Source organism: Testudinibacter sp. P27/CKL/0425 (assembly GCF_052931395.1).
This window is the reverse complement of the sequence record NZ_CM128801.1, coordinates 1,937,416-1,962,682: the sequence shown is the minus strand read 5'-3', so window position 1 is coordinate 1,962,682 and position 25,267 is coordinate 1,937,416. Positions and strand designations below refer to the sequence as shown.

Annotated in this window: 15 protein-coding genes and 8 pseudogenes; 15 read left to right on the top strand and 8 right to left on the bottom strand. The window is 49.0% G+C overall.

Annotated elements, in window-relative coordinates; all coding sequences use genetic code 11:
* The first annotated feature begins 44 nt into the window (after window positions 1-44).
* From ACUHGC_RS09800 to ACUHGC_RS09785, 4 genes are read left to right on the top strand one after another with little or no spacing between them, the layout of a single operon-like run.
* The gene (locus ACUHGC_RS09800) at window positions 45-1,208 is read left to right on the top strand and encodes a polysaccharide biosynthesis/export family protein (protein WP_446833138.1); all 1,164 of its coding nucleotides are present in this window, start codon (window positions 45-47) and stop codon (window positions 1,206-1,208) included.
* Window positions 1,209-1,220: 12 nt separating this feature from the next.
* The gene (locus ACUHGC_RS09795; RefSeq protein WP_446833137.1) at window positions 1,221-2,381 is read left to right on the top strand and encodes a capsule biosynthesis protein; all 1,161 of its coding nucleotides are present in this window, start codon (window positions 1,221-1,223) and stop codon (window positions 2,379-2,381) included.
* Entirely contained in the window at window positions 2,381-3,178 is a 798-nt protein-coding gene (locus ACUHGC_RS09790; protein ID WP_446833136.1) for an ABC transporter permease, read from the top strand. The genes ACUHGC_RS09795 and ACUHGC_RS09790 overlap by 1 nt, the downstream gene beginning before the upstream one ends.
* Window positions 3,175-3,831, top strand: coding sequence for an ABC transporter ATP-binding protein (locus ACUHGC_RS09785; RefSeq protein WP_446833135.1), 657 nt, complete (start codon window positions 3,175-3,177; stop codon window positions 3,829-3,831). The genes ACUHGC_RS09790 and ACUHGC_RS09785 overlap by 4 nt, the downstream gene beginning before the upstream one ends.
* A 25-nt stretch (window positions 3,832-3,856) precedes the next feature.
* On the opposite strand, the pseudogene ACUHGC_RS09780 reads toward ACUHGC_RS09785, so the two are convergent.
* Window positions 3,857-4,224, bottom strand: a pseudogene (locus ACUHGC_RS09780) (YbaK/EbsC family protein); the annotation flags it as partial.
* A 66-nt stretch (window positions 4,225-4,290) separates the two neighbouring features.
* On the opposite strand from ACUHGC_RS09780, the pseudogene ACUHGC_RS09775 reads away from it, so the two are divergent.
* Window positions 4,291-5,356 (top strand): annotated as a pseudogene (locus ACUHGC_RS09775) (IS3 family transposase).
* Window positions 5,357-5,449: 93 nt separating this feature from the next.
* A pseudogene (locus tag ACUHGC_RS09770) lies at window positions 5,450-5,673 on the top strand (capsule biosynthesis protein); the annotation flags it as partial.
* Window positions 5,674-5,683: 10 nt separating this feature from the next.
* Here the strand turns inward: ACUHGC_RS09770 and ACUHGC_RS09765 are convergent.
* Window positions 5,684-5,833: pseudogene (locus ACUHGC_RS09765) on the bottom strand (Mu-like prophage major head subunit gpT family protein); the annotation flags it as partial.
* Here ACUHGC_RS09765 and ACUHGC_RS09760 point away from each other — a divergent pair.
* A pseudogene (locus ACUHGC_RS09760) lies at window positions 5,830-6,231 on the top strand (ABC transporter ATP-binding protein); the annotation flags it as partial. The pseudogenes ACUHGC_RS09765 and ACUHGC_RS09760 overlap by 4 nt on opposite strands.
* A 141-nt stretch (window positions 6,232-6,372) precedes the next feature.
* Here ACUHGC_RS09760 and mnmC read toward each other — a convergent pair.
* A pseudogene (gene mnmC, locus ACUHGC_RS09755) lies at window positions 6,373-8,047 on the bottom strand (FAD-dependent 5-carboxymethylaminomethyl-2-thiouridine(34) oxidoreductase MnmC).
* Between the two features lie 208 nt (window positions 8,048-8,255).
* Here mnmC and fabB point away from each other — a divergent pair.
* The 7 genes from fabB (at window position 8,256) to ACUHGC_RS09720 (ending at window position 17,648) form a co-directional block, all read left to right on the top strand.
* Window positions 8,256-9,473 carry a beta-ketoacyl-ACP synthase I gene (gene fabB, locus ACUHGC_RS09750; protein WP_446833134.1) on the top strand — a complete coding sequence of 406 codons (1,218 nt, stop codon included), beginning with the start codon at window positions 8,256-8,258 and terminating at the stop codon, window positions 9,471-9,473.
* A 154-nt stretch (window positions 9,474-9,627) separates the two neighbouring features.
* A complete protein-coding gene (gene tehA, locus ACUHGC_RS09745) occupies window positions 9,628-10,590 on the top strand; it encodes a dicarboxylate transporter/tellurite-resistance protein TehA (protein ID WP_446833133.1) in 963 nt (320 codons plus the stop codon).
* A gap of 101 nt (window positions 10,591-10,691) precedes the next feature.
* Window positions 10,692-11,183 carry a leucine-responsive transcriptional regulator Lrp gene (lrp, locus tag ACUHGC_RS09740; RefSeq protein WP_446833132.1) on the top strand — a complete coding sequence of 164 codons (492 nt, stop codon included), beginning with the start codon at window positions 10,692-10,694 and terminating at the stop codon, window positions 11,181-11,183.
* Between the two features lie 11 nt (window positions 11,184-11,194).
* A complete protein-coding gene (locus tag ACUHGC_RS09735; RefSeq protein ID WP_446833131.1) occupies window positions 11,195-14,056 on the top strand; it encodes a DNA translocase FtsK 4TM domain-containing protein in 2,862 nt (953 codons plus the stop codon).
* Window positions 14,057-14,176: 120 nt separating this feature from the next.
* Window positions 14,177-14,788, top strand: a complete 612-nt coding sequence (gene lolA / locus ACUHGC_RS09730; RefSeq protein ID WP_446833130.1) for an outer membrane lipoprotein chaperone LolA — start codon at window positions 14,177-14,179, stop codon at window positions 14,786-14,788.
* A gap of 12 nt (window positions 14,789-14,800) precedes the next feature.
* A complete protein-coding gene (locus tag ACUHGC_RS09725; RefSeq protein ID WP_446833129.1) occupies window positions 14,801-16,153 on the top strand; it encodes a replication-associated recombination protein A in 1,353 nt (450 codons plus the stop codon).
* A gap of 34 nt (window positions 16,154-16,187) precedes the next feature.
* The gene (locus tag ACUHGC_RS09720; RefSeq protein ID WP_446833128.1) at window positions 16,188-17,648 is read left to right on the top strand and encodes an NAD-dependent succinate-semialdehyde dehydrogenase; all 1,461 of its coding nucleotides are present in this window, start codon (window positions 16,188-16,190) and stop codon (window positions 17,646-17,648) included.
* A 47-nt stretch (window positions 17,649-17,695) separates the two neighbouring features.
* Here the strand turns inward: ACUHGC_RS09720 and mrcB are convergent, their stop codons facing one another.
* The 3 genes from mrcB to argR all read right to left on the bottom strand — a co-directional run bounded on the left by mrcB (window position 17,696) and on the right by argR (window position 21,648).
* Window positions 17,696-20,167, bottom strand: a complete 2,472-nt coding sequence (mrcB, locus tag ACUHGC_RS09715) for a penicillin-binding protein 1B (RefSeq protein WP_446834885.1) — start codon at window positions 20,165-20,167, stop codon at window positions 17,696-17,698.
* Window positions 20,168-20,244: 77 nt separating this feature from the next.
* The gene (locus tag ACUHGC_RS09710; RefSeq protein ID WP_446833127.1) at window positions 20,245-21,144 is read right to left on the bottom strand and encodes a TIGR01777 family oxidoreductase; all 900 of its coding nucleotides are present in this window, start codon (window positions 21,142-21,144) and stop codon (window positions 20,245-20,247) included.
* 33 nt (window positions 21,145-21,177) lie between these two features.
* Window positions 21,178-21,648 carry a transcriptional regulator ArgR gene (gene argR, locus ACUHGC_RS09705; protein ID WP_446833126.1) on the bottom strand — a complete coding sequence of 157 codons (471 nt, stop codon included), beginning with the start codon at window positions 21,646-21,648 and terminating at the stop codon, window positions 21,178-21,180.
* Window positions 21,649-21,864: 216 nt separating this feature from the next.
* Here argR and mdh point away from each other — a divergent pair, with 216 nt between their 5' ends.
* Window positions 21,865-22,800: a malate dehydrogenase gene (mdh, locus tag ACUHGC_RS09700; protein ID WP_446833125.1), complete on the top strand. Its 936-nt coding sequence runs from the start codon at window positions 21,865-21,867 to the stop codon at window positions 22,798-22,800.
* A gap of 67 nt (window positions 22,801-22,867) precedes the next feature.
* On the opposite strand, the pseudogene ACUHGC_RS09695 reads toward mdh, so the two are convergent.
* Together ACUHGC_RS09695 and ACUHGC_RS09690 are read right to left on the bottom strand one after the other, a co-directional pair.
* A pseudogene (locus tag ACUHGC_RS09695) lies at window positions 22,868-23,606 on the bottom strand (MBL fold metallo-hydrolase).
* A gap of 465 nt (window positions 23,607-24,071) precedes the next feature.
* Window positions 24,072-25,168 (bottom strand): annotated as a pseudogene (locus tag ACUHGC_RS09690) (multidrug effflux MFS transporter).
* Window positions 25,169-25,267 lie beyond the last annotated feature (99 nt).

Below are 25,267 nucleotides of genomic sequence, written 5' to 3'. Positions count from 1 at the left end.
TTACACGGTTGTGAGATTCACTTTTAAATATAGAGTTTTATATAATGAAAAAACTAACCCTTTGCCTAATCTGCCTCACGCTGGCAGGCTGTAACACAATGCCAACCTCGGGCCCTAGCCAGAGCAAGGTGATGGATTTGCAGAATCAAAGCAATGAAAACCTGCCGTCTGTTGAGGTGGTTGATGTGAATGATGCGGTGGCGACTGCTCTTTTTAATCGTCAACAATCCCAATCATTCAGCAGTTTCTCCGGTGCGCGCAGTTATAACGGCACGGTGAGTTCGGGCGATACGCTAGACGTGATGATTTGGGAAGCACCGCCGGCGGTGTTGTTCGGTGGGGTGCTGAACCAAAGCGGCACAGGTGGGGCTCAATTAACTTCGTTACCCGAACAAATGGTGAGTGAAAGCGGCAAGATCACGATTCCGTTTTTGGGTACAATTTCAGTGCGTGGCAAAACCCCTGAGCAAATCCAAAAAGAGATTGTGAAACGTTTGTCGCCAATGGCGAACCAGCCGCAAGCAATGGTGCGTTTGGTGAAAAACAATTCAGCGAATGTCACGGTGCTGCGCCAAGGCAACAGCGTGCGTATGCCGTTGACGGCGCACGGTGAGCGCGTGCTTGATGCGGTGGCAGCGGTTGGTGGGGCGACCGCCAATGCAGCGGATATTTCCGTGCAGTTGATGCGTGGCACGGAAGTGAAAACGATTTCGCTCGATAGTTTGGCGGCGAATCCGTCCGAAAATATCGTGTTGCGTTCGGGCGATGTGGTCAGTCTGCTGAATAATCCGTTAAGTTTTACTGCACTTGGTGCGGTCGGCAGCAGCCGTGAAGTTGGCTTTTCTGCGCGTGGTTTAACGTTGGCAGAAGCGATCGGGCGAATGGGCGGTTTGATTGACAACCGTTCTGATCCTCGCGGTGTGTTTGTGTTCCGCTATTTGCCGTTTGATAAGTTGAGCGCGAAAGACCAAGCAGAATGGCGTGCCAAAGGCTATAGTGCCGGAATGGACGTACCGACGGTCTATCGAATCAATTTGCTTGAGCCGAAATCGCTGTTTTGGGTGCAACGTTTCCCGGTTCAAAACAAAGACATCGTTTATGTTTCCAACGCGCCGCTGGCTGAGTTCCAAAAATTCTTGAGAATTATTTTCTCGATCACCTCGCCGGTCACCAGCACCGCGAACAGCGTGAATAATTTGTCGGATTAATTGAGGTATAAAATGGCTGAGTCACAAGCAGTTGGCAATCGCGTGTCAATACAACAAAACAAAAAACCAAAGACACCAAAAAGTTTCTGGAAAAAGTTTAACCCGTTCTTTTGGATCACGGTGATTATTCCGACCTTTTGCTCGGTGGTTTATTTCACGTTTTGGGCTTCCGATGTCTATATTTCCGAATCCAGTTTTGTGGTGCGTTCATCACGCAATCAATCTTCGTTAAGCGGATTTGGGGCGCTGTTGCAAGGTATTGGCTTTTCCCGCTCGCAAGACGACACTTACACTGTGCAGGAGTTTATGCGCTCGCGCAATGCGGTGGAAAAGTTGGAAAAAACATTGCCGATGCGTAGTTTTTATGAAGATCAGGGCGATTTGTTCAGCCGTTTCAACCCATTGGGTTTAAGCGATGAAATGGAGTCATTTTACCGTTATTTCCAAAAGCGCGAATCCGTGAGTTTGGATTCGGTTTCCGGCATTGCGACGTTAAGCATTCGCGCATTTGATCCTGAAAATGCACAAAAAATTAATGCGGAACTGTTAACACTGGGTGAAACCTTAATTAATCGCCTGAACGAACGTGCCAGACGAGATACCATTATTTTCGCTGATCAAGCGGTGAAAGAAGCGGAAAAACAAGTGACGGAATCAGCGACTTCCTTGAGCCAATATCGGATTCAACACGGTATTTTCGATTTGCAAGCGCAATCAGAAGTGCACCTGACGTTGATGTCAAAATTGCAAGATGAGCTAATCAGTATTCAAACTCAACTGGATCAAGTGCGTGTGATTTCACCACAAAACCCTCAGGTGAAAACCTTGCAAACACGTGAAAAAAGTATTCGTGCCGAAATGCAACAACAGCTTCAAACTATTTTTGGCGGCAGTGATTCGATCGCCAATCAAACTGCGGAATATCAACGTTTAGTATTAGATAACACCCTTGCTCAGCAACAACTGACCACCGCGATCACCACCTTGCAAAATGCGAAAAGCGAAGCAGATCGTCAGCAGCTTTATTTGGAAGTGATCAACCAACCTAGCAAACCCGATTTAGCCCTTGAGCCATATCGGATTTACAATATTTTTGCGACATTGATTATCGGCTTAATGCTTTATGGCGTATTGAGCTTACTGTTAGCAAGTGTGAGAGAGCATAAAAACTGATGCTGTACGGAGATAAAACAACGTTTCAACAATCATTCACCATTCAACGGCGCGTGATTGGAGCATTGTTGCTGCGTGAAATCATCACTCGCTACGGGCGAAATAACATCGGTTTCCTCTGGCTGTTTGTCGAACCGCTCTTGCTCACGCTGGCGATTGTATTGATGTGGAAATTTTTGCGTGCGGATCGTATCTCTTCCTTAAATATTATTGCTTTTGTGATCACGGGCTATCCAATGGCAATGATGTGGCGAAATGCGTCAAATAAAGCGATTGGCGCAATCAATGCCAATATCAGTTTGCTTTATCATCGCAATGTGCGAGTGCTGGATACCTTGATTTCCAGAATGTTGCTGGAAGTGGCGGGGGCAACCATTGCACAAATTGTGATTATGGCAATTTTGATGGCAATCGGTTGGATTGATCTACCACAAGATATTTTTTATATGCTGTTGGCGTGGTTGCTGATGGCGATGTTTGCATTTGGATTGGGCTTGATCATCTGTTCGATTGCTTTTCATATCGAACCGTTTGGCAAAATTTGGGGAACATTGAGTTTTGTGATGCTGCCGTTATCGGGCGCATTTTTCTTTGTACATTCTCTGCCGGCACAAATTCATCAATATGTTCTTTGGATTCCAATGATTCACGGCACTGAAATGTTCCGCCACGGCTATTTTGGTTCAAGCGTTGCCACTTATGAAGATCCGTGGTATTTAGTGGTTTGTAATTTGACAATGTTGTTAATCGGTTTGATTATGGTGAAAAATTTTAGTAAAGGGATTGAACCATCGTGATTGATGTACAAGATGTCAGTAAACGTTACTTAACCCGTAGCGGTTGGCGCACGGTGTTGCACGACGTGAATTTCAAACTGGAAAAAGGCGAAAAAATCGGCATTCTCGGGCGCAACGGTGCGGGCAAATCGACCTTGATTCGTTTAATCAGCGGCGTTGAACCGCCGACTAGCGGCACAATCGAGCGTAATATGAGCATCTCTTGGCCATTAGCATTTAGCGGTGCATTTCAAGGCAGTTTGACCGGAATGGATAACTTGCGTTTTATCTGCCGGATTTATGATGTCGATATTGATTACGTCAAACGTTTCACCGAAGAGTTTTCCGAACTGGGTGATTATCTGTATGAACCGGTGAAAAAATATTCATCGGGAATGAAAGCCCGTTTAGCATTTGCGCTTTCTTTATCGGTCGAATTTGATTGTTACTTAATCGACGAAGTGATTGCGGTCGGTGATTCACGCTTCTCGGCGAAATGTAAGCACGAATTGTTTGAAAAACGTAAAGACCGCTCGATTATTTTGGTATCACACAGCCCTGCTGCAATTCGGGAATATTGTGATAATGCGGCGGTGTTAGAACAAGGTTATATGCACAATTTCCCCTCGATTGATGAAGCGTATAAGTATTACAACGAGAGTCAAAAAGGGTGACAGGAAATCTCAACGAACCGCTCTTTTAATCCCCATTTCTCAACTCCACAAAAACACCGCGGTAGGCTTGGGCTAAGTCGGTGGATTTCAAACCGAGATCCAAGCCGCGTTTGCCGCCGGAAACGTAGATCACATTCCATTGCTGAGCGCTGTCGTCATAAAGGTCGGGAGCGCTTTTTTCTGCTCGATCGGGCTGATGCCGCTGACTAAATAGCCTGATGATTTTTGCGCAGCATCGACATCAGCCATTTCGACTTTTTTCACATCTAACGCTTTCGCGGCTTTTTTCAGACTCAGCTTGTGCGAAACAGGCAGGATCATCACCGCCAGTTTTTTCTGATCACCGTTGATCACCACCAACAATGTTTTATAGGTTTGTTCTGTAACCATCCCTTAAAATAATACAACTTATGTGTAGAATAGAAATCAACCATGGAGATTTTACATATGAGCAAATGAATGACAGAAACTCAAATTATTGCGATTTTAAAAGAATCTGAATCCGGCATGATGATTAAAGATATCTGCCGTAAATACGGCATTGCCAATACCACGTTTTATAAATGGCGCGAAAAATATGGTGGAATGGACGCCTCAGCCGTTTATCGGTTGAAGAAGAAAACCGCCGCTTAAAACAGATGTATGCCGATTTAAGCCTCAAATCCCAGCTACAAGAAGAAATCATAAAAAAGCTGTAGTGCCTGTTGCCACACGTAAAACATGGGCAGCGGGCTTACAAAATACGCACAATGTGAGCATTGTGACGAGCTGTGACGTGGTACAAATCAGTCGCTCGGCGTACTACTATCAAGCCAAACAGCAAAATGATGGTGAAATTATTGCCGAGCTGAATAAAACGACGGATAAGCATACCCGATGGGGCTTTATGAAATGCTTTAAGTATTTGCGTAAAAAGGGATTTTCATGGAATCATAAACGGGTACATCGCGTGTATGTTGAAAATGGTTTTCAGCTGAAAACACAGAAAAAACAACGCTATCCCAAACGTACTCCCGATAAACTCAGTACGCCAGCTGTGTTTGGGTATTGCTGGTCGATGGATTTTGTGAGTGACAGCTTAGACAATGGGGTCAGGTTTAGAACGTTTAATGTTATCGATGATTATAACCGTGAAGCGCTAGGCATCGATATTGGTTTTGGAATGCCCGCTTCACGGGTGATACGCTATCTTGACCGACTTGCAGAGATTTATGGTTATCCCAATAAAATTCGTTATGATAACGGGAGTGAATTTACCTCGCGTAAATTTAACGCGTGGGCAGGCAAGCACGGGATAAAGATTGATTATATTGAACCGGGCTCACCTTACCAAAACGGCTTTATTGAACGATTTAACCGCTCTTATCGAGAAGAAGTGCTAAATCTGCACTTGTTTAGAAACTTTGCAGAAGTTCAAGATTTAACAGCAGATTGGTTAGAGCAATATAATGATGAACGACCACATGAATCATTGGGTCACATGACACCAAGTGAGTATAAAACAAACAATAATGTCTACTTTTAGGTTGTTTTAATTATGGGGGGGGGGGACAAACAGCCGGTGCAAAAAAATCCGGGGTATAAAAAGCTTTGGAAAAAATTTAATCCGCTGTTCTGAATTACGGTATTAATCCCCACTTTTTGTTCGGTGGTTTATTTCACCTTTTGGGCGTCAGATGTGTATGTATCGGAATCAAGCTTTGTGGTGCGTTCTTCGCGCAGCCAAGCCTCTCTGAGTGGCTTTGGGCATTGCTGCAAAGTGTTGGCTTCGCGCGTTCGCAGGATGACACTTATACGGTGCAGGAATTTATGCGTTCACGCAATGTTCTCACCCAATTAGAAAGTGTTTGACGTCCACCGTTGCGCCGACAGGGTGGTCGCTGTCGAAGAAATACTGCCCGTCATAACACGCCGTAGTGAAACCGTCTTTCAATGCACCGAATACCAGCGTGTCAGGCAATTCACCGGCGGCGCGCCCCAACTCTTCAACCAGCGGCGAATAACCTGCGTTTTATCTGTCGGATCTATGGTGTGGATATTGATTATGTGAAACGCTTTACCGAGGAGTTTTCCGAGTTAGGCGATTATTTGTATGAGCCGGTGAAAAAATATTCCTCCGGTATGAAGGCGCGTTTAGCGTTTGCGTTGTCACTATCGGTGGAATTTGATTGCTATCTGATTGATGAAGTGATCGCCGTTGGGGATTCGCGCTTTTCGGCGAAGTGTAAGAACGAGCTGTTTGAAAAGCGCAAAGATCGTTCGATTATTTTGGTGTCCCACAGCCCGTCGGCGATTCGTGAATATTGTGATAATGCGGCAGTGTTAGAAAAAGGCTATATGCACAATTTCCCGTCGATTGATGAAGCGTATAAATATTATAATGAAAGCCAGAAGGCTTAGTGATTGAATGAGAGACACAATACCGATTGGAAACAGTCGGCATTTTTTGTTGGGCAAACCGCACTCACTTATAGTGTGATTTTCTCTCCCTCCGCGCGCGGAGGGAGATGCCCGTGCAGTGGCCTAATAATTCAGCAGTTTTTATTTCAGTGGTGTTCCCTTCAGCAATTTTCGGATCCAAGTGCGGTTTGGATTGAGCGCGTGTAAAATATCTTCGCCCAGCGGCAGCGGCTCGCCTAGCATCTGGCAAACTAAGGTTTCCGCCAACAGCGGGGCAGAAGTTAATCCGCGCGATCCCAATGCACCCAATAAATACAAATTCGGATAGCACGTTGCCGGTGGAATCGGTTGGCGAAGGCGGCGTAGGTTAAACAGATTGTGATATTGCGTGGCAATCTGTTCAAAGTGCGGTACGTTGCCCATGATCGGCAACCGCTCGCGGGTGCTGCAACGCACCCCGATTCGCGCCTGATTGCCAGATAGATCAATTTCTTGTAGCCAATCACAACCGGCTAAGTTATATCGGATTTTCTCACCGTTTTGTTGCTGTTCCGCCAAACTGAATGTGCGATCGGCGCTATTACGCACATGGCTGGCACCAATGCAATGGCTGGTTGCCGCCTGATCGGCGGGTGTTAAGTAGCCGTCATAACACAACACCGTTTTTAATCGACTTAATTTCTCTCCACTTGGAATTTGGCTGACCTGCCCGCACACCGGATAAAGCGGCAGTTTTTCGGTTTGTTGGAAATCGGTGAGCTATCGGTGAGCTGATGTCCGTTGGCTAAAATCACGACTTGATGAGTAAAACTTTCGTCTTGACGATTGGTGAGTTGCCAGCCGTTTTCAATCGGCTGTAAATCGTTTATTGACTGATTGAAGCGCATTTTCAAACCGCACTTTTGCAAATAAGCAAAGCTGGTTGCGGATCTTCGCAGTATAACGTCACCTGCAAACCGCGTTTTAAACAGGCAAGTGCGGTGAACAGTGACGCCACGCCGCCGATAATCGTCACCTCATCGAGCTTGCCGACCGCACTTTGGCTTTGATACCACGGTGTGTGCGCAGCTTGTGCCGCTTCTGCGATTTTAACGCCGCACAGCATTTCCCGCTTCTGCGCAAAACCATGTCGCTTGTTCACCTCAAAGCCTGCGGCTTGCAGCCCTTTGCGCACCGCACTTGCCGCAGTGAAGGTGGCAGACGTGGCGTTCGGCTTGCTATAGCGCGACATGGCTTGATACAGCGTCTCGCTCCACATATCAGGATTTTTGCTCGGCGCAAAGCCATCTAAAAACCACGCATCGATTTTTTGCCGCATATAGTCACCGAGCTGCGGCAAATTGTGTTGTATATCACCAAACCACAGGTCAAGTGCGGTTTCATCAAAATGCACACGGTGACAGCCGTTTAGCGCGAACGGATAGTGGCGACACAACCGCGCACTCAATTCAGCAAATTCAGGGTAAGTGCGGTGCGCTTGTTGCAGTTGCGGCACGCTCAGCGGGTATTTTTCAAACGAAATAAAATACAGTCGTTTCAGTGGATGAGCGGGATATTGTCGGCGAAATTCACGAAACAGTTGCACACAGGCAAAAAAATTCAGCCCGGTACCAAAGCCGCTTTCCGCAATCACAAAGTGCGGTTCGACGTGCTGTTGCCAGCGTTGCGGCAGGTTATTACCTTGCAGGAACACATAGCGGCTTTCCGCCAATCCGTCTTGCACGGAAAAATAGATGTCATCAAATTGAAATGAAACAGGTGTATTATCATCATTAAAGTGCAGCGCGGCGGAGTCGGTTTTCAGGGTGTTATTCATAGGCGTCTAAGCTAAGGTTTTCGACTATTTTAGCGCGAAAAACACAGAACAGAAAATGCTGTTGATTTTTTAATCAAAAAACCGCACTTTATCCCTTTTAGTAAACAATAAAACTTGCATTATTCTATTTTCATAGTAAGTTATTCAGCTAACAGTTGTACGTTGAAATTTTTTAATAGTCGCTTTATAAGAGTAAGGATTAGAGTAGATGAAAAGAGCAGTTATCACCGGTTACGGAATCATTTCAAGTATTGGTAATAATAAACAAGAAGTATTGGCTTCGTTAAAACAAGGCAAATCTGGGATTACAAATGTTCCGGAATTTGCCGAAGTGGGTATGCGCAGCCATGTGGCGGGCACAATTAAACTGGATCCGAAAGAGTTGATCGACCGCAAAGTGATGCGTTTCATGGGCGATGCGGCGGCTTATGCTTATCTCTCCATGCAAGAAGCGATCGAACACTCCGGCTTAAGCCCTGAAATGGTGTCGAATGATCGCACCGGTTTAGTGGTTGGAGCAGGCACAGGCTCGGCACACGGTCAAATCGTGGCGGCGGATGCAATGCGCAGCCCGCGCGGCGTGAAAGCGATCGGGCCTTATGCGGTGACCAAAACCATGGCATCCAGCGTTTCCGCTTGCTTGGCGACACCATTCAAAATCCGTGGCGTGAACTACAGCATTAGTTCGGCGTGTGCCACTTCTGCACACTGTATCGGACACGCGGTTGAATTGATCCAGCTTGGCAAACAAGATGTGGTTTTCGCCGGTGGTGCGGAAGAGTTAGCATGGGAATGTGCTTGTGAATTTGATGCTATGGGCGCACTTTCTACCAAATACAACGATACTCCGGAAAAGGCATCGCGCACTTACGACACCGCGCGTGACGGCTTCGTGATTTCCGGTGGTGGCGGCATCGTGGTGGTCGAAGAGTTGGAACACGCCTTGGCGCGCGGGGCAACCATTTATGCCGAAATCGTCGGTTATGGCGCCTCTTCCGATGGCTACGACATGGTCGCGCCAAGTGGCGAAGGCGCGGTGCGTTGTATGCAACAAGCGATGGCAACCGTAGACAGCCCGATTGAATATTTGAATGTGCACGGCACCTCAACGCCGGTTGGCGATGTGAAAGAACTGGAAGCGGTGCGTGCAGTATTCGGCGACAACACCCCGGCAATTTCCTCAACCAAAGCGATGACCGGTCACTCACTGGGTGCTGCCGGCGCACATGAAGCGATCTATTCGTTGTTGATGTTGAACAATGATTTTATCGCGCCAAGCATCAATATCGAAGAGCTGGACGAAAAAGCACAAGGCATGAATATTGTGACCGAAGTTCAAACCGATAAAAAACTGACCACTGTGATGTCGAACAGCTTCGGCTTTGGCGGCACCAACGCAACCTTGATTTTCAAGCGTTATGAATAATTAGGCGATTGCGTCATAACAAAAAGGCTGTCTTTTTAAGACAGCCTTTTTGTTGTAAAAAATGATTTACGTTATTTTTGAAATCCTGGCTACACGATTTCAAAGAATTGGGCGTAGAATAGCCGGATTATATTTATGAGTATTGAGTGTGAGCATGAATAATCCTGTTTCAAAGCCGTTTCCTGTTCCGGTTAACTATTTTGGCATTACCTTGGGATTGTTTTCCCTCGGTTTGGCTTGGCACCATGCGGCTGCTATGTTTCCTGATTTTCCGCAATGGATTGATGGCAGTATCGCGCTGATTGGCGGGGTCATCTGGCTGCTGTTGCTTGGGGCGTATATCGCAAAATGGTTTGTCGCGCGGCAAAGTGCCGAGCAAGAGCTGCACCATTTAGTGATGTGCTGTTTTATCAGTTTGATCCCGATTACCGCGATGCTGTTCGGAATGCAGCTATTGCACCGCGAGCCGCCGCTCGGTTTAGCGCTGATTATTGCGGGAACGATCGGGCAATTGCTGTTTGCGGCATATCGTTCCGCCGGTTTGTGGCGCGGGATCCACCAAGCGGAAGCGACCACGCCGGTGATCTATTTGCCAACCGTGGCGGCGAATTTTGTCAGCGCAACCGCACTTGCCGAATTGGGTTATCCTTCTTGGGGAATGTTGTTCTTCGGCATGGGGCTGATTTCTTGGGTTACGCTTGAGCCTGCGGTATTGCAGCGTTTGCGCAATCTCAGCCCGCTCGACGCTGCGGTGCGCCCGATTATCGGGATTCAATTGGCACCGGCGTTCGTTGCCGGCAACACCTATTTTCATTTGAACGGCGGCGCGGTAGACAGTGTCAGCCTATTACTCACCGGCTACGGCTTGCTGCAATTTTGGTTTCGCGCGCGCCTATTTCCTTGGATTTATGCCAACGGCTTCAGTATCGGCTTTTGGGGATTCTCGTTCGGATTAGGTTCAATGGCGAACGTCGGATTATATTTGTGCCACCCGGCGGCTGAAGCGGGCATCGGCGTGTTGGGAATGGGGCTGTTTATTGTCGGCAATCTTGGCATTGCGCTGCTGGTGGTCGGCACTTTGATTCGTATTGCGCAAGGGCGTTTTTTCGTTAAATAAGCACGTTGGAATCACATTCTGATCTGTAAAAAAACTCAAAAATCAGGTAATCTATTGCATTACCTGATTTTTCATTTTTTACTGTCTGCGGAAAAGCGAGAATGTCAAAAAAATTAACCAAAGCCCTTGATGCGATTGATGTCAAAATTTTAGACGAATTACAACGTAACGGCAAAATTTCCAATATCGATCTGTCGAAAAAAGTCGGGCTGTCGCCGACTCCGTGCCTCGAGCGGGTGCGCCGTTTGGAAAAACAAGGAGTGATCACCGGCTACCGCGCGTTGCTGAACCCGGAATTGCTGGACTCGCCACTGTTGGTGATCGTCGAAATCACCTTGGTACGCGGTAAGCCGGACGTGTTCGAGGAATTTAACGAAGCGGTGAAAAATTTAGATGAAATCCAAGAGTGCCATTTGGTGTCCGGCGATTTCGATTACCTGCTGAAAACCCGCGTTGCTGATATGGCGGCGTACCGCAAACTGCTCGGCACCACACTCTTGCGCCTGCCGGGGGTGAATGACACCCGCACTTATGTGGTGATGGAAGAAGTGAAGCAAAGCAACTACCTGCAATTGAAAGCGAAAACAGAATAAAGACGTACAATATGATTCGAAATTTAAGACCGAAATACACCGCCAAGCACTATATCACCGAAATGATCCTAGGCTCTGTTGCCTTATTCGGCGTTTATTTGATTATCGCCTGGTCAAGCTACAGCCCGTATGACAACGCATGGTCGGTTGCCAGCCCGCAGCAGGAAGCCTTAAACAAAGCCGGTGCGTTCGGCGCGTGGTGCATTGATCTGTTATTTGCCCTGTTCGGCTCCGTCGCCAACTTTTTACCGTTTTTGTTGGTGGTCGCGGCGGTGTTGCTGCTGCGCAATAAATGGCGTGATCAATTCAGCAAAGGGCGACTGTTGGTGCGGCTGTTCGGCTTTAGCCTGTTGTTATGCGGTTTAACTTCGCTGGCGACGCTGTTGCTGTCGAATACCGACACCTATCTTGCCGGCGGCGTGTTGGGCGGTTGGATTATTCAAAGCATTTATCCGTCGTTCGGAATGTTCGGCAGTTTTATGGCAGCATTCAGCCTGACGGTGGTTGGCTTTATTCTCAGCTCCGGCATGTCGTTGGTGATGTTGCTGGTCAGTGCTTATCAGTGGCTGACCGCCAAATATGAAGACGAAGCGGCGGAATTGGCGGAAGAAACCGAGTTAGAGCCAACGCCGATGGCAGCGCCATCGGTAGACCAATTGGAAGAAATTCGCTTGCCGGAAAGCGTACTGCGCGCCAGAGAAGCGGCAAACAAGCGCGCATTAGAAAGCCAAAGCGCCGCGCCGCAAGTTGCACAAGCGGAAGGGGAACAAGCAAGTGCGGTCGCGCAGCGAGTGATTATCGGTTTGGATCCGCAGCCGACAATTGCAGCAAGCGAAAGTGCCGACGATCAGCCGCAACTGGCATTTGACGACAATCATTTTTCGCCAACCGACGACTTGCCGGATTTCAGCCGTTATCCGATCGAACAAGCGCCGGAATTGCCGAAAGTGTCAATCAATATTGCGCCTCAGCTAACGCCGGTTCCATCAGCACCAATTCAAGCGACACCCGTTCAAGCGGCAGTGGCAGCGGATTCTGCGCTGTATGTGCCGCCAACGGACGGAATGCCGAAAGTCAGTTTATCGACTCCGGCAATCAGCGAATCGCAAGTACGGTTTGAGGTGAATGATGCGGACGACGATGACGATCAAGCCTTAAATAATGAATTGGCTCGCCAATTTGCCGAGCGAGAACAGCAAAGGCTGGAGGAAATGCAGCAGCAGGCAAAAGCGTTAAACGCCGAAAAAGAGTTGCAAGTGATTTTAAATACTGCTGCACCGACGGCGGAAGCGGAAAGCCATAACAAAGCTGCCGCACCGAATTATAAACCGTACGACAGCAGCCTGATTCATCCGCTGCTACAGCCGAAAATCAGCCACAAAGGTAAACCGAGCACGCCTTTGCCGAGTTTGGATTTATTGGAACGGCGCAAAGCGGAAGAACAAGACATCAGCCGCGAGGAAATTGATGAAACTTCGGCGCAGATCGAACATCAATTGCGCAATTTCAACGTGAAAGCCAAAGTACAAAGCGTATTGGTCGGACCAGTGGTCACCCGTTATGAACTGGAACTGGAGCCGGGCACCAAAGCCTCAAAAGTCAGCGGGTTAGACACCGACTTGGCGCGGGCTTTGATGTTCCGCTCGATTCGTGTGGCGGAAGTGATTCCGGGCAAGCCGTATATTGGCATCGAAACCCCGAACTTGCGCCGTCAAACCGTGAGCTTGCGTGATGTATTGTCCAGCTCACAATTTAAACAAACCAATACGATTTTACCGTTGGCGTTGGGCAAAGACATCAGCGGCGAGCCGATTGTGGTCGATCTGGCGAAAATGCCACACTTATTAGTAGCAGGTTCAACCGGTTCGGGCAAATCGGTCGGCGTCAACAGCATGATTTTAAGCCTGCTGTTTAAACGCAAACCGGAAGATGTGCGTTTTATCATGATCGATCCGAAAGTGGTAGAGCTTTCGATTTATAATGACATACCGCACTTGTTGACCGAGGTGGTGACCGACATGAAAAAAGCGGCGAATGCGCTGCGTTGGTGTGTGGATGAAATGGAGCGCCGCTACCAATTATTGTCGTCGCTGTACGTGCGCAATATCGAAGGTTTCAATGGCAAAATTGATGAAGCCGAAGCGATGAATTTGCCGATTCCGAACCCGACTTGGCGCCCGGGCGATACCATGGACAGTATGCCGCCGGCGTTGGAAAAACTCAGTTATATCGTGGTGATTGTCGATGAATTTGCCGATTTGCTGATGGTGGCGGGCAAACAAGTTGAGGAGCTGATCGCCCGTTTGGCGCAAAAAGCGCGCGCGGTCGGGATCCACTTGATTTTGGCGACTCAGCGTCCGTCGGTTGATGTGATCACAGGCTTGATTAAAGCCAATATCCCAAGCCGAATTGCATTCACCGTCGCCAGTAAAATCGACTCACGCACCATTTTGGATCAAGGCGGTGCGGAAGCGTTATTGGGGCGCGGCGATATGTTGTATTCCGGGCAAGGTTCGTCCGAATTGATTCGGGTGCACGGCGCGTTTATGAGCGATGAGGAAGTCTCGAAAGTGGCGGACGACTGGCGCGCACGCGGCAAACCCCAATACTTGGACGACATTGTGGTGTCGCAGGAAGAAGAGAGCAGTGAAAATGCGGTCAGCACCAGCGAGGAGTTGGATCAACTGTTTGATCAAGTGGTGGAATATGTGTTATCTACCGGCAACACCTCGATTTCCAACGTACAGCGCAAATTCGGCGTCGGCTTTAACCGTGCGGCACGGATTATCGATCAAATGGAAGCGCAGGGTATTCTCTCCGCCGCCAGCAACGGCAAACGCGAGATTTTAGTACCGAGCAATCAGTATGAATAATGGAACTTAAGACTATTTTAAGAACTACGCGTTAGGCTAACAACCTGAAGTAACAGAACGAAAGAACCAATGCGTTGAGAAATGGTCTTAATAGTACCAATGATGTGGAAGGAAACAGGCATGAAATTATTCAATAAAACCGCACTTGCGGTTTCTTTATTCGCCGTTGCGCAATTAAGCTGGGCTGCGGCGGTGGACGATTTGCAGCAACGTTTGTCGGAAGTCGGTTCATACAGTGCCGATTTCAACCAACGGGTGACTACGGCGAACGGCAAATTAGTACAAGAAGGCAGCGGTAAATTTCAGGTGAAACGCCCGAATCTGTTCCGTTTGGATACCAAAAAACCACAAGAAACTCAAATTATCGCCGACGGCAAAACCCTGTGGTATTACGATCCGTTTGTGCAGCAGGTCACTGCACGCAAAACCGAAGATGCGATTGACAACACACCGTTTATTTTGTTGACCAGCAACGATCCGAAACACTGGGCGCAATATACCGTCACTCGCAAAGACGACACCTTCACTTTGAAACCGAAATCCAAAGACAGCGCGATCAAACAGTTCGAAGTGCGGATCGACAGCAACGGTTTGCTGCGCAATTTCAGCACCATTGAACAAGACGGGCAGGCGAATCTGTATATGCTACGCAATATGAATAACGTACCGTTGGATAACAAACTGTTCCAATTCAAAGTGCCGAAAGGCGTTGAACTGGACGACCAGCGCTAATCGAGACACTGCATGGCAAACGATCGCACCAATCTCTCATTTGATTTTGCCGAAAGCGATTTTCGCCCGCTTGCCGCCAGAATGCGCCCGACCACGCTGGAGCAGTATGTCGGGCAATCGCACTTGCTAGCACCGGGTAAACCACTGCGCAAAGCGATTGAAGCTGGACATATTCACTCGATGATCCTGTGGGGGCCGCCGGGAACCGGCAAAACCACGTTGGCGGAAATTTTAGCCCAGCGGATTAATGCCGAAGTCGAACGGATTTCAGCGGTGACCGGCGGGGTGAAAGAGATTCGCGAGGCGATCGAACGGGCGAAGCAAAATAAGCTGTCTGATCGGCGCACGATTTTATTCGTTGATGAAGTCCACCGTTTCAATAAAAGCCAGCAAGATGCGTTTTTACCGCACATTGAAGACGGCACGATTATTTTTGTCGGCGCCACCACTGAAAACCCTTCCTTTGAACTCAACAGCGCGTTGTTATCGCGGGCGCGTGTCTATCTGCTGAAAGCGCTGAGCAGTGCTGAAATCGAGCAGCTATTACATAATGCGTTGAATGACGAACAGCGAGGTTTAGGCGGGCAAGCCATTCAACTGGAAGACAATTTGCTTGGCATTTTGGCGGAATATGTCCACGGCGACGGACGGCTGGCGCTGAACTGCCTTGAGCTGATGATCGATATGGCAGACGAAACGCCGAGCGGCAAACTGCTGACGCAATCGCTGTTGGTGGAAGTGTTGGGCGAACGGCAAGCGCGCTTTGATAAACAGGGCGATCGCTATTACGATCTGATTTCAGCGGTACATAAATCGATCCGTGGTTCTGCGCCCGACGCGGCGCTTTATTGGTATGCGCGAATTATCACCGCCGGTGGCGATCCACTGTATGTTGCACGACGTTTATTGGCGATCGCCTCGGAAGACATCGGCAACGCCGATCCGCGCGCCATGCAAGTTGCACTCAGTGCATGGGATTGCTACAGCCGCGTCGGCGCGGCGGAAGGCGAGCGTGCGATTGCGCAAGCGATTGTCTATCTGGCGGTGGCGCCGAAAAGTAACGCGGTGTATCTGGCATTTAACGCTGCTAAGCAGTTGGCAACCCAATCACCGGACTATGACGTGCCACCGCACTTGCGCAATGCACCGACCAAATTGATGAAATCATTGGGCTATGGCGATGAATATCGCTATGCGCACGATGAGGAAAATGCGTATGCCGCCGGTGAAAACTACTTTCCACCCGAGTTGAAAGCCACTCGTTTGTACCAACCGAGCGAACGCGGAATGGAAGCCAAAATTAAACAAAAACTGGAATGGTTGGCGCAACAAGATCAAAATAGTGCTAAAGTGCGGTATAAATAATTTCAACGATCCAAGTCAAACAAGGAGTGATACCATGTTTCAACTAGACGATAGCCAATTATTGAAAACCGATTGCTATATCGACGGCAAATGGCGTGCCGCAATCAGTGGCGAAACTATGGCGGTGGTGAATCCGGCAACCGGCGAGAAAATTGCCGAAGTACCGAAAATGGCAGAACAAGAAGCCTTAGACGCGGTAGTCGCAGCGAAAAAAGCGTTGCGCGGCTGGCAACAAAAAACCGCCAAAGAACGCAGCCGCCTGTTGCGCAATTGGTTTGAATTGATTGTGCAACATAAAGCCGATCTGGCAAAAATTCTCACTATCGAACAGGGCAAACCGCTGGCGGAAGCCGAGGGTGAAGTGCTGTACGGCGCCTCTTATATTGAATGGTATGCGGAGGAAGCCAAACGGATTTACGGCGACACCATTCCCGCACCGAGCGCAGACAAACGGATTTTGGTCACCAAACAGCCGATCGGCGTGTGTGCCGCAATCACCCCTTGGAATTTCCCGAATGCCATGATCACCCGCAAAGCCGCACCGGCACTGGCGGCAGGCTGCACCTTTGTGATTCGCCCCGCCTCGCAAACGCCGCTTTCGGCATTGGCGTTGGCGGAATTAGCAGAGCGTGCAGGCATTCCACCGGGAGTATTTAATGTGCTCACCGGCAGTGCCGAGCAAATCGGCAAAGTGCTGACCGAAGATGATCGGGTGAAAAAGTTCAGCTTCACCGGTTCCACCCAAGTCGGGCGCTTGCTGATGCAGCAATGCGCTTCGACCATTAAAAAAGTCTCACTCGAGTTGGGCGGCAACGCACCGTTTATCGTGTTTGATGATGCCGATTTAGATGCGGCGGTTGAGGGCGCAATCGCGTGTAAATTCCGCAATGCCGGACAAACTTGCGTGTGCGCCAACCGAATCTATGTACAAGCTGGCGTGTATGATCAGTTTATTTTGCGTTTTAACGCTGCGGTTGCCGAGCTGAAAATCGGCAATGGTTTAGAAGCTGGCGTGACCTTCGGACCGTTGATTGACCAAAGTGCGGTTGAAAAAGTCGAACAGCACATTGCCGACGCACTAGAGAAAGGCGCGAGTTTGGTGTGCGGCGGTTCGGCGGCGGAACAGGGCGGATTATTTTATCAGCCGACCATTTTGCGAGATGTCAGCGCTGAGATGAAAGTGGCAACCGAGGAAACCTTCGGACCGCTTGCGCCGATCTTTAAATTTGAAACCGAGGAACAAGCGGTTGATGCCGCCAATGCCACCGAATTCGGTTTAGCCTCTTATTTTTACAGCCGCAACATCGGACGAATTATACGAGTATCCGAGGCGTTGGAATACGGCATGGTCGGCGTTAATAGCGGAATTTTGTCGAATGAAGCTGCGCCGTTCGGCGGAGTGAAGCAATCCGGTTTAGGGCGCGAAGGCTCGAAATACGGGATTGAGGATTATCTGGAAATCAAATATATCTTGTTGGGCGGTTTAGATCGCTAATAAAAGTGCGGTAGTGAAGCGGGGGAGAAATCCCCCGTTTTGGTTTGTTATCGGCTTGGCTGCGCGTCCTCAACCGGTGCCGGGGCGTTGCTTTGATTTAAATCCAGTGCGTCCCAAACACTAGCCGGTGTTTCGACCGCACTTGGCGCGGCTTGAGTTGGCTTGGATTGGATAGAAACCGCACTTGCCGGTGCTGCGCCGCTTGGCACGGCGGCAGGGGAAGCATAACTACAGAAATTTTGATTTTTGTTCACCCACACCGGAATGGTGCGCGTGCTGTTGCTGCAATTCCAACTGCCGTAGCTGTTAATACCGATCCATTTGATATTGTCGGATTTTGACAGGCTTAAACGTGTCGGCGGAATCAAGCCTAAATAATCCCGATATACCGTCAATGCGCCGGTGGCGCCGGTTAAACCGGTTTTGCCGTTATTGTCGCGCCCCAGCCAAACGGTTGCCACGTTTTCACCGTCAATCCCGACAAACCAAGTATCGCGCGCATCGTTGGTGGTGCCGGTTTTACCTGCCAATTGATACTGCGCGAAATTTTGCTGCAAACTGCGACCGGTGCCGCGTTCCACCACTTGTTGCATCGCGTACAGGGTTTGAATCGCGGCTTCCTCCGGCACAACTTGTTGCGGATTGAATGCGCGCTGATAAATGGCTTCGCCGTTGCGTTGGAACACACTTTCAATCGAGGATAACGCCACTTTTTTGCCGTCATTGGCGATCACTTGATAGAGCTTGGTGACATCATATGGCGAAATGGAATACGAGCCGAGCAGCATTGCCGGTACTTTCGGGATTTTAACCTGATCCCAACCCATGGCTTGTTGGGTATCGATCACCTTATCCAGACCGACTTTCATGCCGATATTGACAGTCGGTATGTTTAACGAGCGTGCCAACGCATCGACCAGCATCACCGAGCCGCCGAATTTGTTATCGTAGTTGCGCGGCTGCCAATCGGCGCTGCCTTTAATTTTGATAGTTAACGGGCGGTTTTCAATTGCGGTGTTGAGCCTGAATTGATCAGGATTGCTTAACGCCGCCAAATAGACGGACGGCTTAACCAACGAACCGATTTGCCGTTGTGAACGCAGCGCACGGTTGAAACCGGCATATTTGGTTTGCACGCCGCCGACCATTGCCAGCACCGCACCGCTGCGATAATCCGCCACCACAATCGCCGCTTCTAAATCGCCGATTTTTTGTTTCAATTTCAGTTGTTGCACGGAATTGACTAACGCTTGTTCCGCCGCGCGCTGTTTGTTTATATCCAGCGTGGTGAAAATGCGCGCGCCCGACAGATTGTTGGCTTTGGCTTCGCCTAATTGTTGTTGCAGATCTTGCTGTAATAGCTGCATAAAGGCAGGCTGCGATTTATTAATCGAACCGCGCGCTTGCACTCCGAGCGGGCGCTGGCTCAGCAAATCATACAGTTTCTGATCGATAATCGCGTGTTCCAACATGGTTTTCAACACCACGTTGCGCCGTTGCAGCGCATTGTTCGGATTGCGCCAAGGATTATACAGCGACGGACCTTTCACCATGCCGACCAGCAATGCAATTTGATCGAGGCTGATTTCCTGCACCGGACGCCCGAAAAAGAATTGGCTGGCAAGGGCGAAGCCGTGAATTTGGGTGTCGCCGTCTTGTGCCAGATAAACCTCATTCAGGTAGGTTTCTAAAATTCGGTTTTTATCGTAACGTGAATCCATTAGTACCGCCATCAGCGCTTCGTTAATCTTGCGGCTAAGACTTCGCTGATTGCTTAAAAACAGGTTTTTCACTAGCTGTTGAGTTAAGGTGCTGCCGCCTTGCACGGTTTGTCCGGCTTGGATATTGGTGATTAATGCGCGGGTGATGCCGAGCAGGCTGACGCCGTCGTGTTCGTAAAAACGGCGATCTTCAATTAATAGTAAGGTGTCGATCAGCAAACGCGGATATTGGTGCAGCGGCGTTGCTAGGCGATCTTCATTATTCGATTGCAGCATCGCGATCAGTTTCGGATCAAAGCGGAATTCATCAACGGCGCGACGATTGACCAGATCTTCAATCACTTTCAGCTGATTCTGCTCAAAGCGCAAACGCAATACGCGCTGCGCTTCCGGCGTGTCGGGAAACGGAAATGCACGGCGAATCATCACCAAGCTGTCGTTTTCGATTTTAAAATCGCCCGGTGTGCCGAGCAGGTTGGTTTGGCGGTAGCCGTTGTCTTGCAGTTGCGCTTTAATGCTGTTTAGACTTGGGCGATCGGCTTGGCGCACGCTTTCAATCCGACCATACACTTCCGCAGGTAGTTGCCATAATTTACCGTCCATTTTTGAACGGATTTGCCCGTCCAAATAAATCAAATAAAACACCAGACAGCAAAGTGCGGTAAAGCCGACTTTCAGTCCGAACATCAGACAATTATGACGGTTAAAACGAGATTGTGGGCGCTTGCCGGATTGTGGCTGCTGATTATCAGCGGTTGAATGATTTTTTTTCGGTTTTTTCGGATTCTGTGCGGTCATGCGTTTCGGTTTCTTCAGCGTAAATATCTGCAAATTGTACCATAGCCGCTTAAAGAAACCGTAACAATAATCCGCATTTAATTGCCATTTTTAATACAGTCAGTCAACGCCGCGTCGATTTCGCTGAAACGGAACTGGAATCCGGCTTTGCTTAAACGGCATGGCAAAATATTTTGGCTGTCGAGCAGTAATTGCGCCCGTTCGCCGAAAACCAATTTCAATGCAAATTCAGGCACAAAGACAAAGTGCGGTCGGCGCAATGTTCTGCCCAAGCTGCGATTAAAGGTTTCATTGCGCACCGGATTCGGGCTGCATAAATTGAACGCGCCTTGGCAGGTCGGGTGGTTGAGCAAAAATTCAATCGCCGCCACCATATCTTGCCGGTGGATCCACGCCCAATACTGTTTGCCGGAACCGAGCTTGCCGCCCAGACCGCACTTGTACAATGGCAGCATTCGCGCTAGCGCGCCGCCGTGAGTGGAGAGGACATTCGAGGTGCGCAGCAGGCAGGTTCGGCTGTTGGCTTGCAGTGCGGCTTGTTCCCATTGTTCACAAAGGCGGGCAGGGAATTGTGAACCTTTTGGATTTTCCTCGCTGACCGCACTTTCGCCGTTGTCGCCGTAATAGCCGACTGCCGAGCCGGAAATAAAACTGTGCGGTGGATTTTTGCCTGCATTGATCAGTTCAACTAAACGTTCAGTGATCGCCACGCGGCTGTCGATTAAGCGCTTTTTCTGCTCGTCGCTCCAAGCATTATCGAAAATCGGTTCGCCCGCCAGATTGATCACCGCATCATACTGATCAAAACTGGAATAGCAATTCAAGGTCGGCACAAATTCGATCTCCTGATCGCGAAAAAGCGTGCGTGCGCGTTCGGGATTGCGGGTTAATAATGTCAGTTTATGCCCCTGCGCCAACAATGCTTGGGTTAACGGTTGCCCGACCAGCCCTGTGCCACCGGTAATAAAAATGTTCATCATTGCCTCCTTGAGTTGTGTGTTCAAGCCAAATTATAGCGATGTTTCAAACAGATGTTGAATATTAGACATCAATTGCGCCATTTCAGTTCCGCGCGTCGGGGTGACAAACACCGTGTCATCCCCGGCAATCGTGCCCAAAATGCCGTCGTTTTTACCCAGCGAATCCAGCAAGCGTGCGATCAACTGCGCTCCACCCGGACTGGTGCGAATCACGATCACCGCAGCATTGTAATCAATATCTAGCACTAAATTCTTTAACGGGCTGCTGGTGTTCGGCAGGCTGAGTTCCGGCGGCAGACAATACACGGTTTGCATTTTGGAATTGCGAATCCGCACTGCGCCGAATTTCGCCAACATTCGCGAAATTTTGGATTGATTCACCTGCGTGAACCCCAGTTGTTGCAAGGCGGCGACAATTTCGCTTTGCGAAGCGTACTTTTCTTCCGCCAGTAAACTACGGAAAGTATTGGTTAAGGAGTCATTTTTGTTGTCGATATTCATTAAATAGCGTCTCTATGCAGAAAATTTGCATAGATAGTGCATATTATTCAGTAGAAAAGCAATGGAATTTTAGTAATTTTGCGAGATGCAACCGCTATTTATCAAAAATATGCTCAAGCTCTCAATATTGAATTTATCCGTTTGAATTGTAAGATTAAACGCACTACACTTAGCAGGAGTTAAGTCATTTTATTTATTACATTAAGGAGTTTCTGAATGAAAGTAGCAGTTTTAGGGGCGGCCGGCGGCATCGGCCAAGCATTAGCATTATTACTTAAATTACAATGTCCGGCAGGAACAGAACTATCGCTTTATGATATTGCGCCGGTTACGCCGGGTGTGGCGAAAGACATCAGCCACATCCCGACCGCAGTTAAAGCCGAGGGCTTTGCCGGAGAAGATCCGACACCTGCGTTAGTCGGCGCGGATTTGGTGTTGATCTCAGCGGGTGTTGCCAGAAAACCGGGTATGGATCGTTCCGACCTGTTCAATATTAACGCCGGGATTATCCGCAACTTAATCGAAAAAGTGGCGGCAACCTGCCCGAAAGCTTGTGTTGGGATCATCACCAACCCGGTGAACACCACCGTGGCGATTGCGGCGGAAGTGCTGAAAAAAGCCGGTGTGTATGACAAAAACAAACTGTTCGGCGTCACCACGCTGGACGTGATTCGTTCTGAAACTTTTGTTTCAGAATTGAAAGGCATTGCGTTAGATAAAGTGAAAGTACCGGTGATCGGCGGGCATTCCGGCGTGACCATTCTGCCACTGTTGTCGCAAGTGGAAGGGGCGAGCTTCAGCGATGAAGAAATCGCTTCTTTAACTAAACGCATTCAAAATGCCGGCACCGAAGTGGTGGAAGCCAAAGCCGGAGGCGGATCCGCAACCTTATCTATGGCACAAGCGGCGGCACGCTTCGGCGTTTCGGTGTTGAAAGGCTTGAGCGGTGAAAGTGCGGTTGAGTATGCCTATGTAGAGGGCGACGGCAAATATGCCCGCTTCTTTGCCGAGCCGGTACGTTTAGGCAAAAACGGTGTGGAAGAAATCTTGCCAATCGGCACATTAAGCGCCTTTGAGCAACAAGCCATCACCGATATGCTGCCGACCTTAAAAGCGGATATCGAGCTGGGCGAACAGTTTGTAAACAACTAAGTTAAGTAAAATCATCTTTAATCAAAAACCGCCTTCAGGCGGTTTTTTTATCGGTTAAACTCAGTATTCACTGCCACCATTTAGCCTGTGGCAGATTATCCAAGGTAAAGGTCTGCCCGATTTGTGGCGTAGCGGTTTGGAACGGCTGATTTTCGGCGGCGGCAAGGAAGCGCACAATCGGATCTTGCCAACTGTGATAGGCGAGATCGAATTTTGCCCAATGAATCGGTACGGCGATTTTCGTTTGCAGATCGTGGGCGGCTTGTGCCGCTTGTTCCGGCGACATATGAATTAATGCCCATGCCGGATCGTAAGCACCGTTTTCGATAAAGGCAATATTAAACGGACCATACTGTGCGGCGATTTCGGCAAAATGCTTGCCGTATCCGCTGTCGCCATTCAGGTAGAGCGAAAGGTCTGGCGATTTGACCACCCACGAACCCCACAGCGTGCTATTGCGGCTGTTGAAATTGCGCCCGCTGAAATCGAGCCGGTGCCAGCGTCAGTTTGAGTTCGCCGTTGGTTAACGGCAGGCTTACAGTATCATGCCAATCCAACTCGGTGATTTTCTCATCGGCAACGCCCCAACGTTGTAAATGTCCTTTTACCCCGAGCGGCGCATAATAATGCCCGACTTTATGATCGATTTCTTGAATTGCTCGGTGATCCAAATGATCGTAGTGATCATGGGTCAGCAGCACAATATCCATAAACGGCAGATCGGCAGTGGCGGGCGGATTGCTCATCGCAAACGGCTTGCCGCCGAAAAACAGTGGTGAGGCACGATAAAACACCGGATCAACCATAATGGTCAAATCGGCGGTTTTAAACAGCAAGCTGGAATGCCCGAACCAAGTAAAACTGTTATTGACGACCGCACTTTGATCCAAGCGAACGGTGGGAAGCGGTTCAGCAGGATGCTTGCCCTCCGGCGGATTTAGCACCGAACTTAGCCAAGAGATTAATGACGGTTGATTACCACCGTTGGTTTCAATGGTGGTCGGTTCTTGGTTGACAAATACCGTGCCGTTGAAATTCGGCGAGGCGTTGATTCTGGCTTGACTTGCGGCATCAGGCTTGTCGCCGAAAGTCGGGGCGAAATAGACATACGCGGCGATCCCGGCTGCAATAATAACTGCCGCCAACAACAGCCATTTGAACAAAATAAAAGTGAATTTAAATACCGCCATACGCTCTCCGAATGAACAATAAGTTGAAAAAATAGATTAACTTAAACCATGTGATTATAGGGGAAAATCAGCGACTGTAAATTAACCATTGTGTATTTTACTTTTTCTAAAACCGAAATAATCGCACTGGCTTGAGCGGCAAAACAGCACTACCGCACTTAAGCTGCTGAATAGCGCAATAACCCAAGCCATTGTCCAAGGTGAGCCGTCGGCGAACAGTGCCAATAGCAGCGACGAAATAATACCGCTGCCGTATTGCAGCGAACCGATTAATGCCGCAGCAGATCCTGCCATTTGCGGCACGCCGTCCAGTGCGGCGGCAGTGGCATTGGCGGCGATAATGCCGTTGATAAAAACCGGTACGATCACACCGAATATGCCGCCGATTCGCCAGTGAACCAACAGGGCAAGCAACAGTCCGGCGAACATCGCAACCAATGCGGCAGTGCGCAGTAAGCCGTCCAAATTCCGTTTTTTGACCAAAGTGCGGTTCAGTAAACTCAGCGTCATAATGCCGAGAATGTTGAGTGCAAACAACCAGCCGTAATGCTGCGGTGCAATGCCATAGTATTCAATATACACAAAGGGTGAGCCGACGATAAACGCATAAGCGGCGACATAGAAAAAGGTGACACACAGGGTGTAACGCATAAATTCGGGCTGTGCGAGTAGATAGCGATAGTTGCGAAACACAGTTAATAACGGTGCATTGCTGCGTTTTTCCGCCGGTAACGTTTCAGGCAGACGAAACAGTGATAGCAACATGGTGACGCCGATTGCTGACAGCAGCCAAAAATCAGATGCCAAGAGCTGATTTTTAATAATTGCCCGCCGAGTAACGGACCGATAATCGGGGCGATAGCCATAATAATGGTCAGGGTGGATAACATCTGTGCGGCACGGGTGCGCGCAAAGCAATCGCGGATCATCGCACGTGCCAACATCGGTGCTGTGCAGGCACCAAAGGCTTGAAACACACGCCAAAAAACGATTTGCTCGATATTTAGTGACAGGGCACAGCCGATAGAGCCGATAATGAATAAAATCATACCGATAAATAGCGGTTTTCGCCGTCCGATTTTGTCACTAATCGGACCCCAGATCAGTTGTGCCACGGCAAAACCGATTAAAAACCCGGTGACGGTTAATTCGGCATTGCCTTGTAGATCTTGCTGCATTTGCGGCATCGCGGGCAGATAAATATCGGTTGAAAGCGAAGTGAACGCCATGAGTGCGCTTAAAATCAATAAAAATCCTAAGCCGAATTGTTGTTTGTT

Excerpts from the sequence above, each read along its gene's own strand:
- ACUHGC_RS09710 (WP_446833127.1), bottom strand. The coding sequence starts at position 21,144 with ATGAACATTTTTATTACCGGTGGCACAGGGCTGGTCGGGCAACCGTTA.
- lolA (WP_446833130.1), top strand. The coding sequence starts at position 14,177 with ATGAAATTATTCAATAAAACCGCACTTGCGGTTTCTTTATTCGCCGTT.
- argR (WP_446833126.1), bottom strand. The coding sequence starts at position 21,648 with ATGAATATCGACAACAAAAATGACTCCTTAACCAATACTTTCCGTAGT.
- ACUHGC_RS09800 (WP_446833138.1), top strand. The coding sequence starts at position 45 with ATGAAAAAACTAACCCTTTGCCTAATCTGCCTCACGCTGGCAGGCTGT.
- ACUHGC_RS09735 (WP_446833131.1), top strand. The coding sequence starts at position 11,195 with ATGATTCGAAATTTAAGACCGAAATACACCGCCAAGCACTATATCACC.
- tehA (WP_446833133.1), top strand. The coding sequence starts at position 9,628 with ATGAATAATCCTGTTTCAAAGCCGTTTCCTGTTCCGGTTAACTATTTT.
- lrp (WP_446833132.1), top strand. The coding sequence starts at position 10,692 with ATGTCAAAAAAATTAACCAAAGCCCTTGATGCGATTGATGTCAAAATT.
- ACUHGC_RS09790 (WP_446833136.1), top strand. The coding sequence starts at position 2,381 with ATGCTGTACGGAGATAAAACAACGTTTCAACAATCATTCACCATTCAA.
- mdh (WP_446833125.1), top strand. The coding sequence starts at position 21,865 with ATGAAAGTAGCAGTTTTAGGGGCGGCCGGCGGCATCGGCCAAGCATTA.
- ACUHGC_RS09720 (WP_446833128.1), top strand. The coding sequence starts at position 16,188 with ATGTTTCAACTAGACGATAGCCAATTATTGAAAACCGATTGCTATATC.
- fabB (WP_446833134.1), top strand. The coding sequence starts at position 8,256 with ATGAAAAGAGCAGTTATCACCGGTTACGGAATCATTTCAAGTATTGGT.
- ACUHGC_RS09795 (WP_446833137.1), top strand. The coding sequence starts at position 1,221 with ATGGCTGAGTCACAAGCAGTTGGCAATCGCGTGTCAATACAACAAAAC.
- ACUHGC_RS09725 (WP_446833129.1), top strand. The coding sequence starts at position 14,801 with ATGGCAAACGATCGCACCAATCTCTCATTTGATTTTGCCGAAAGCGAT.
- mrcB (WP_446834885.1), bottom strand. The coding sequence starts at position 20,167 with ATGACCGCACAGAATCCGAAAAAACCGAAAAAAAATCATTCAACCGCT.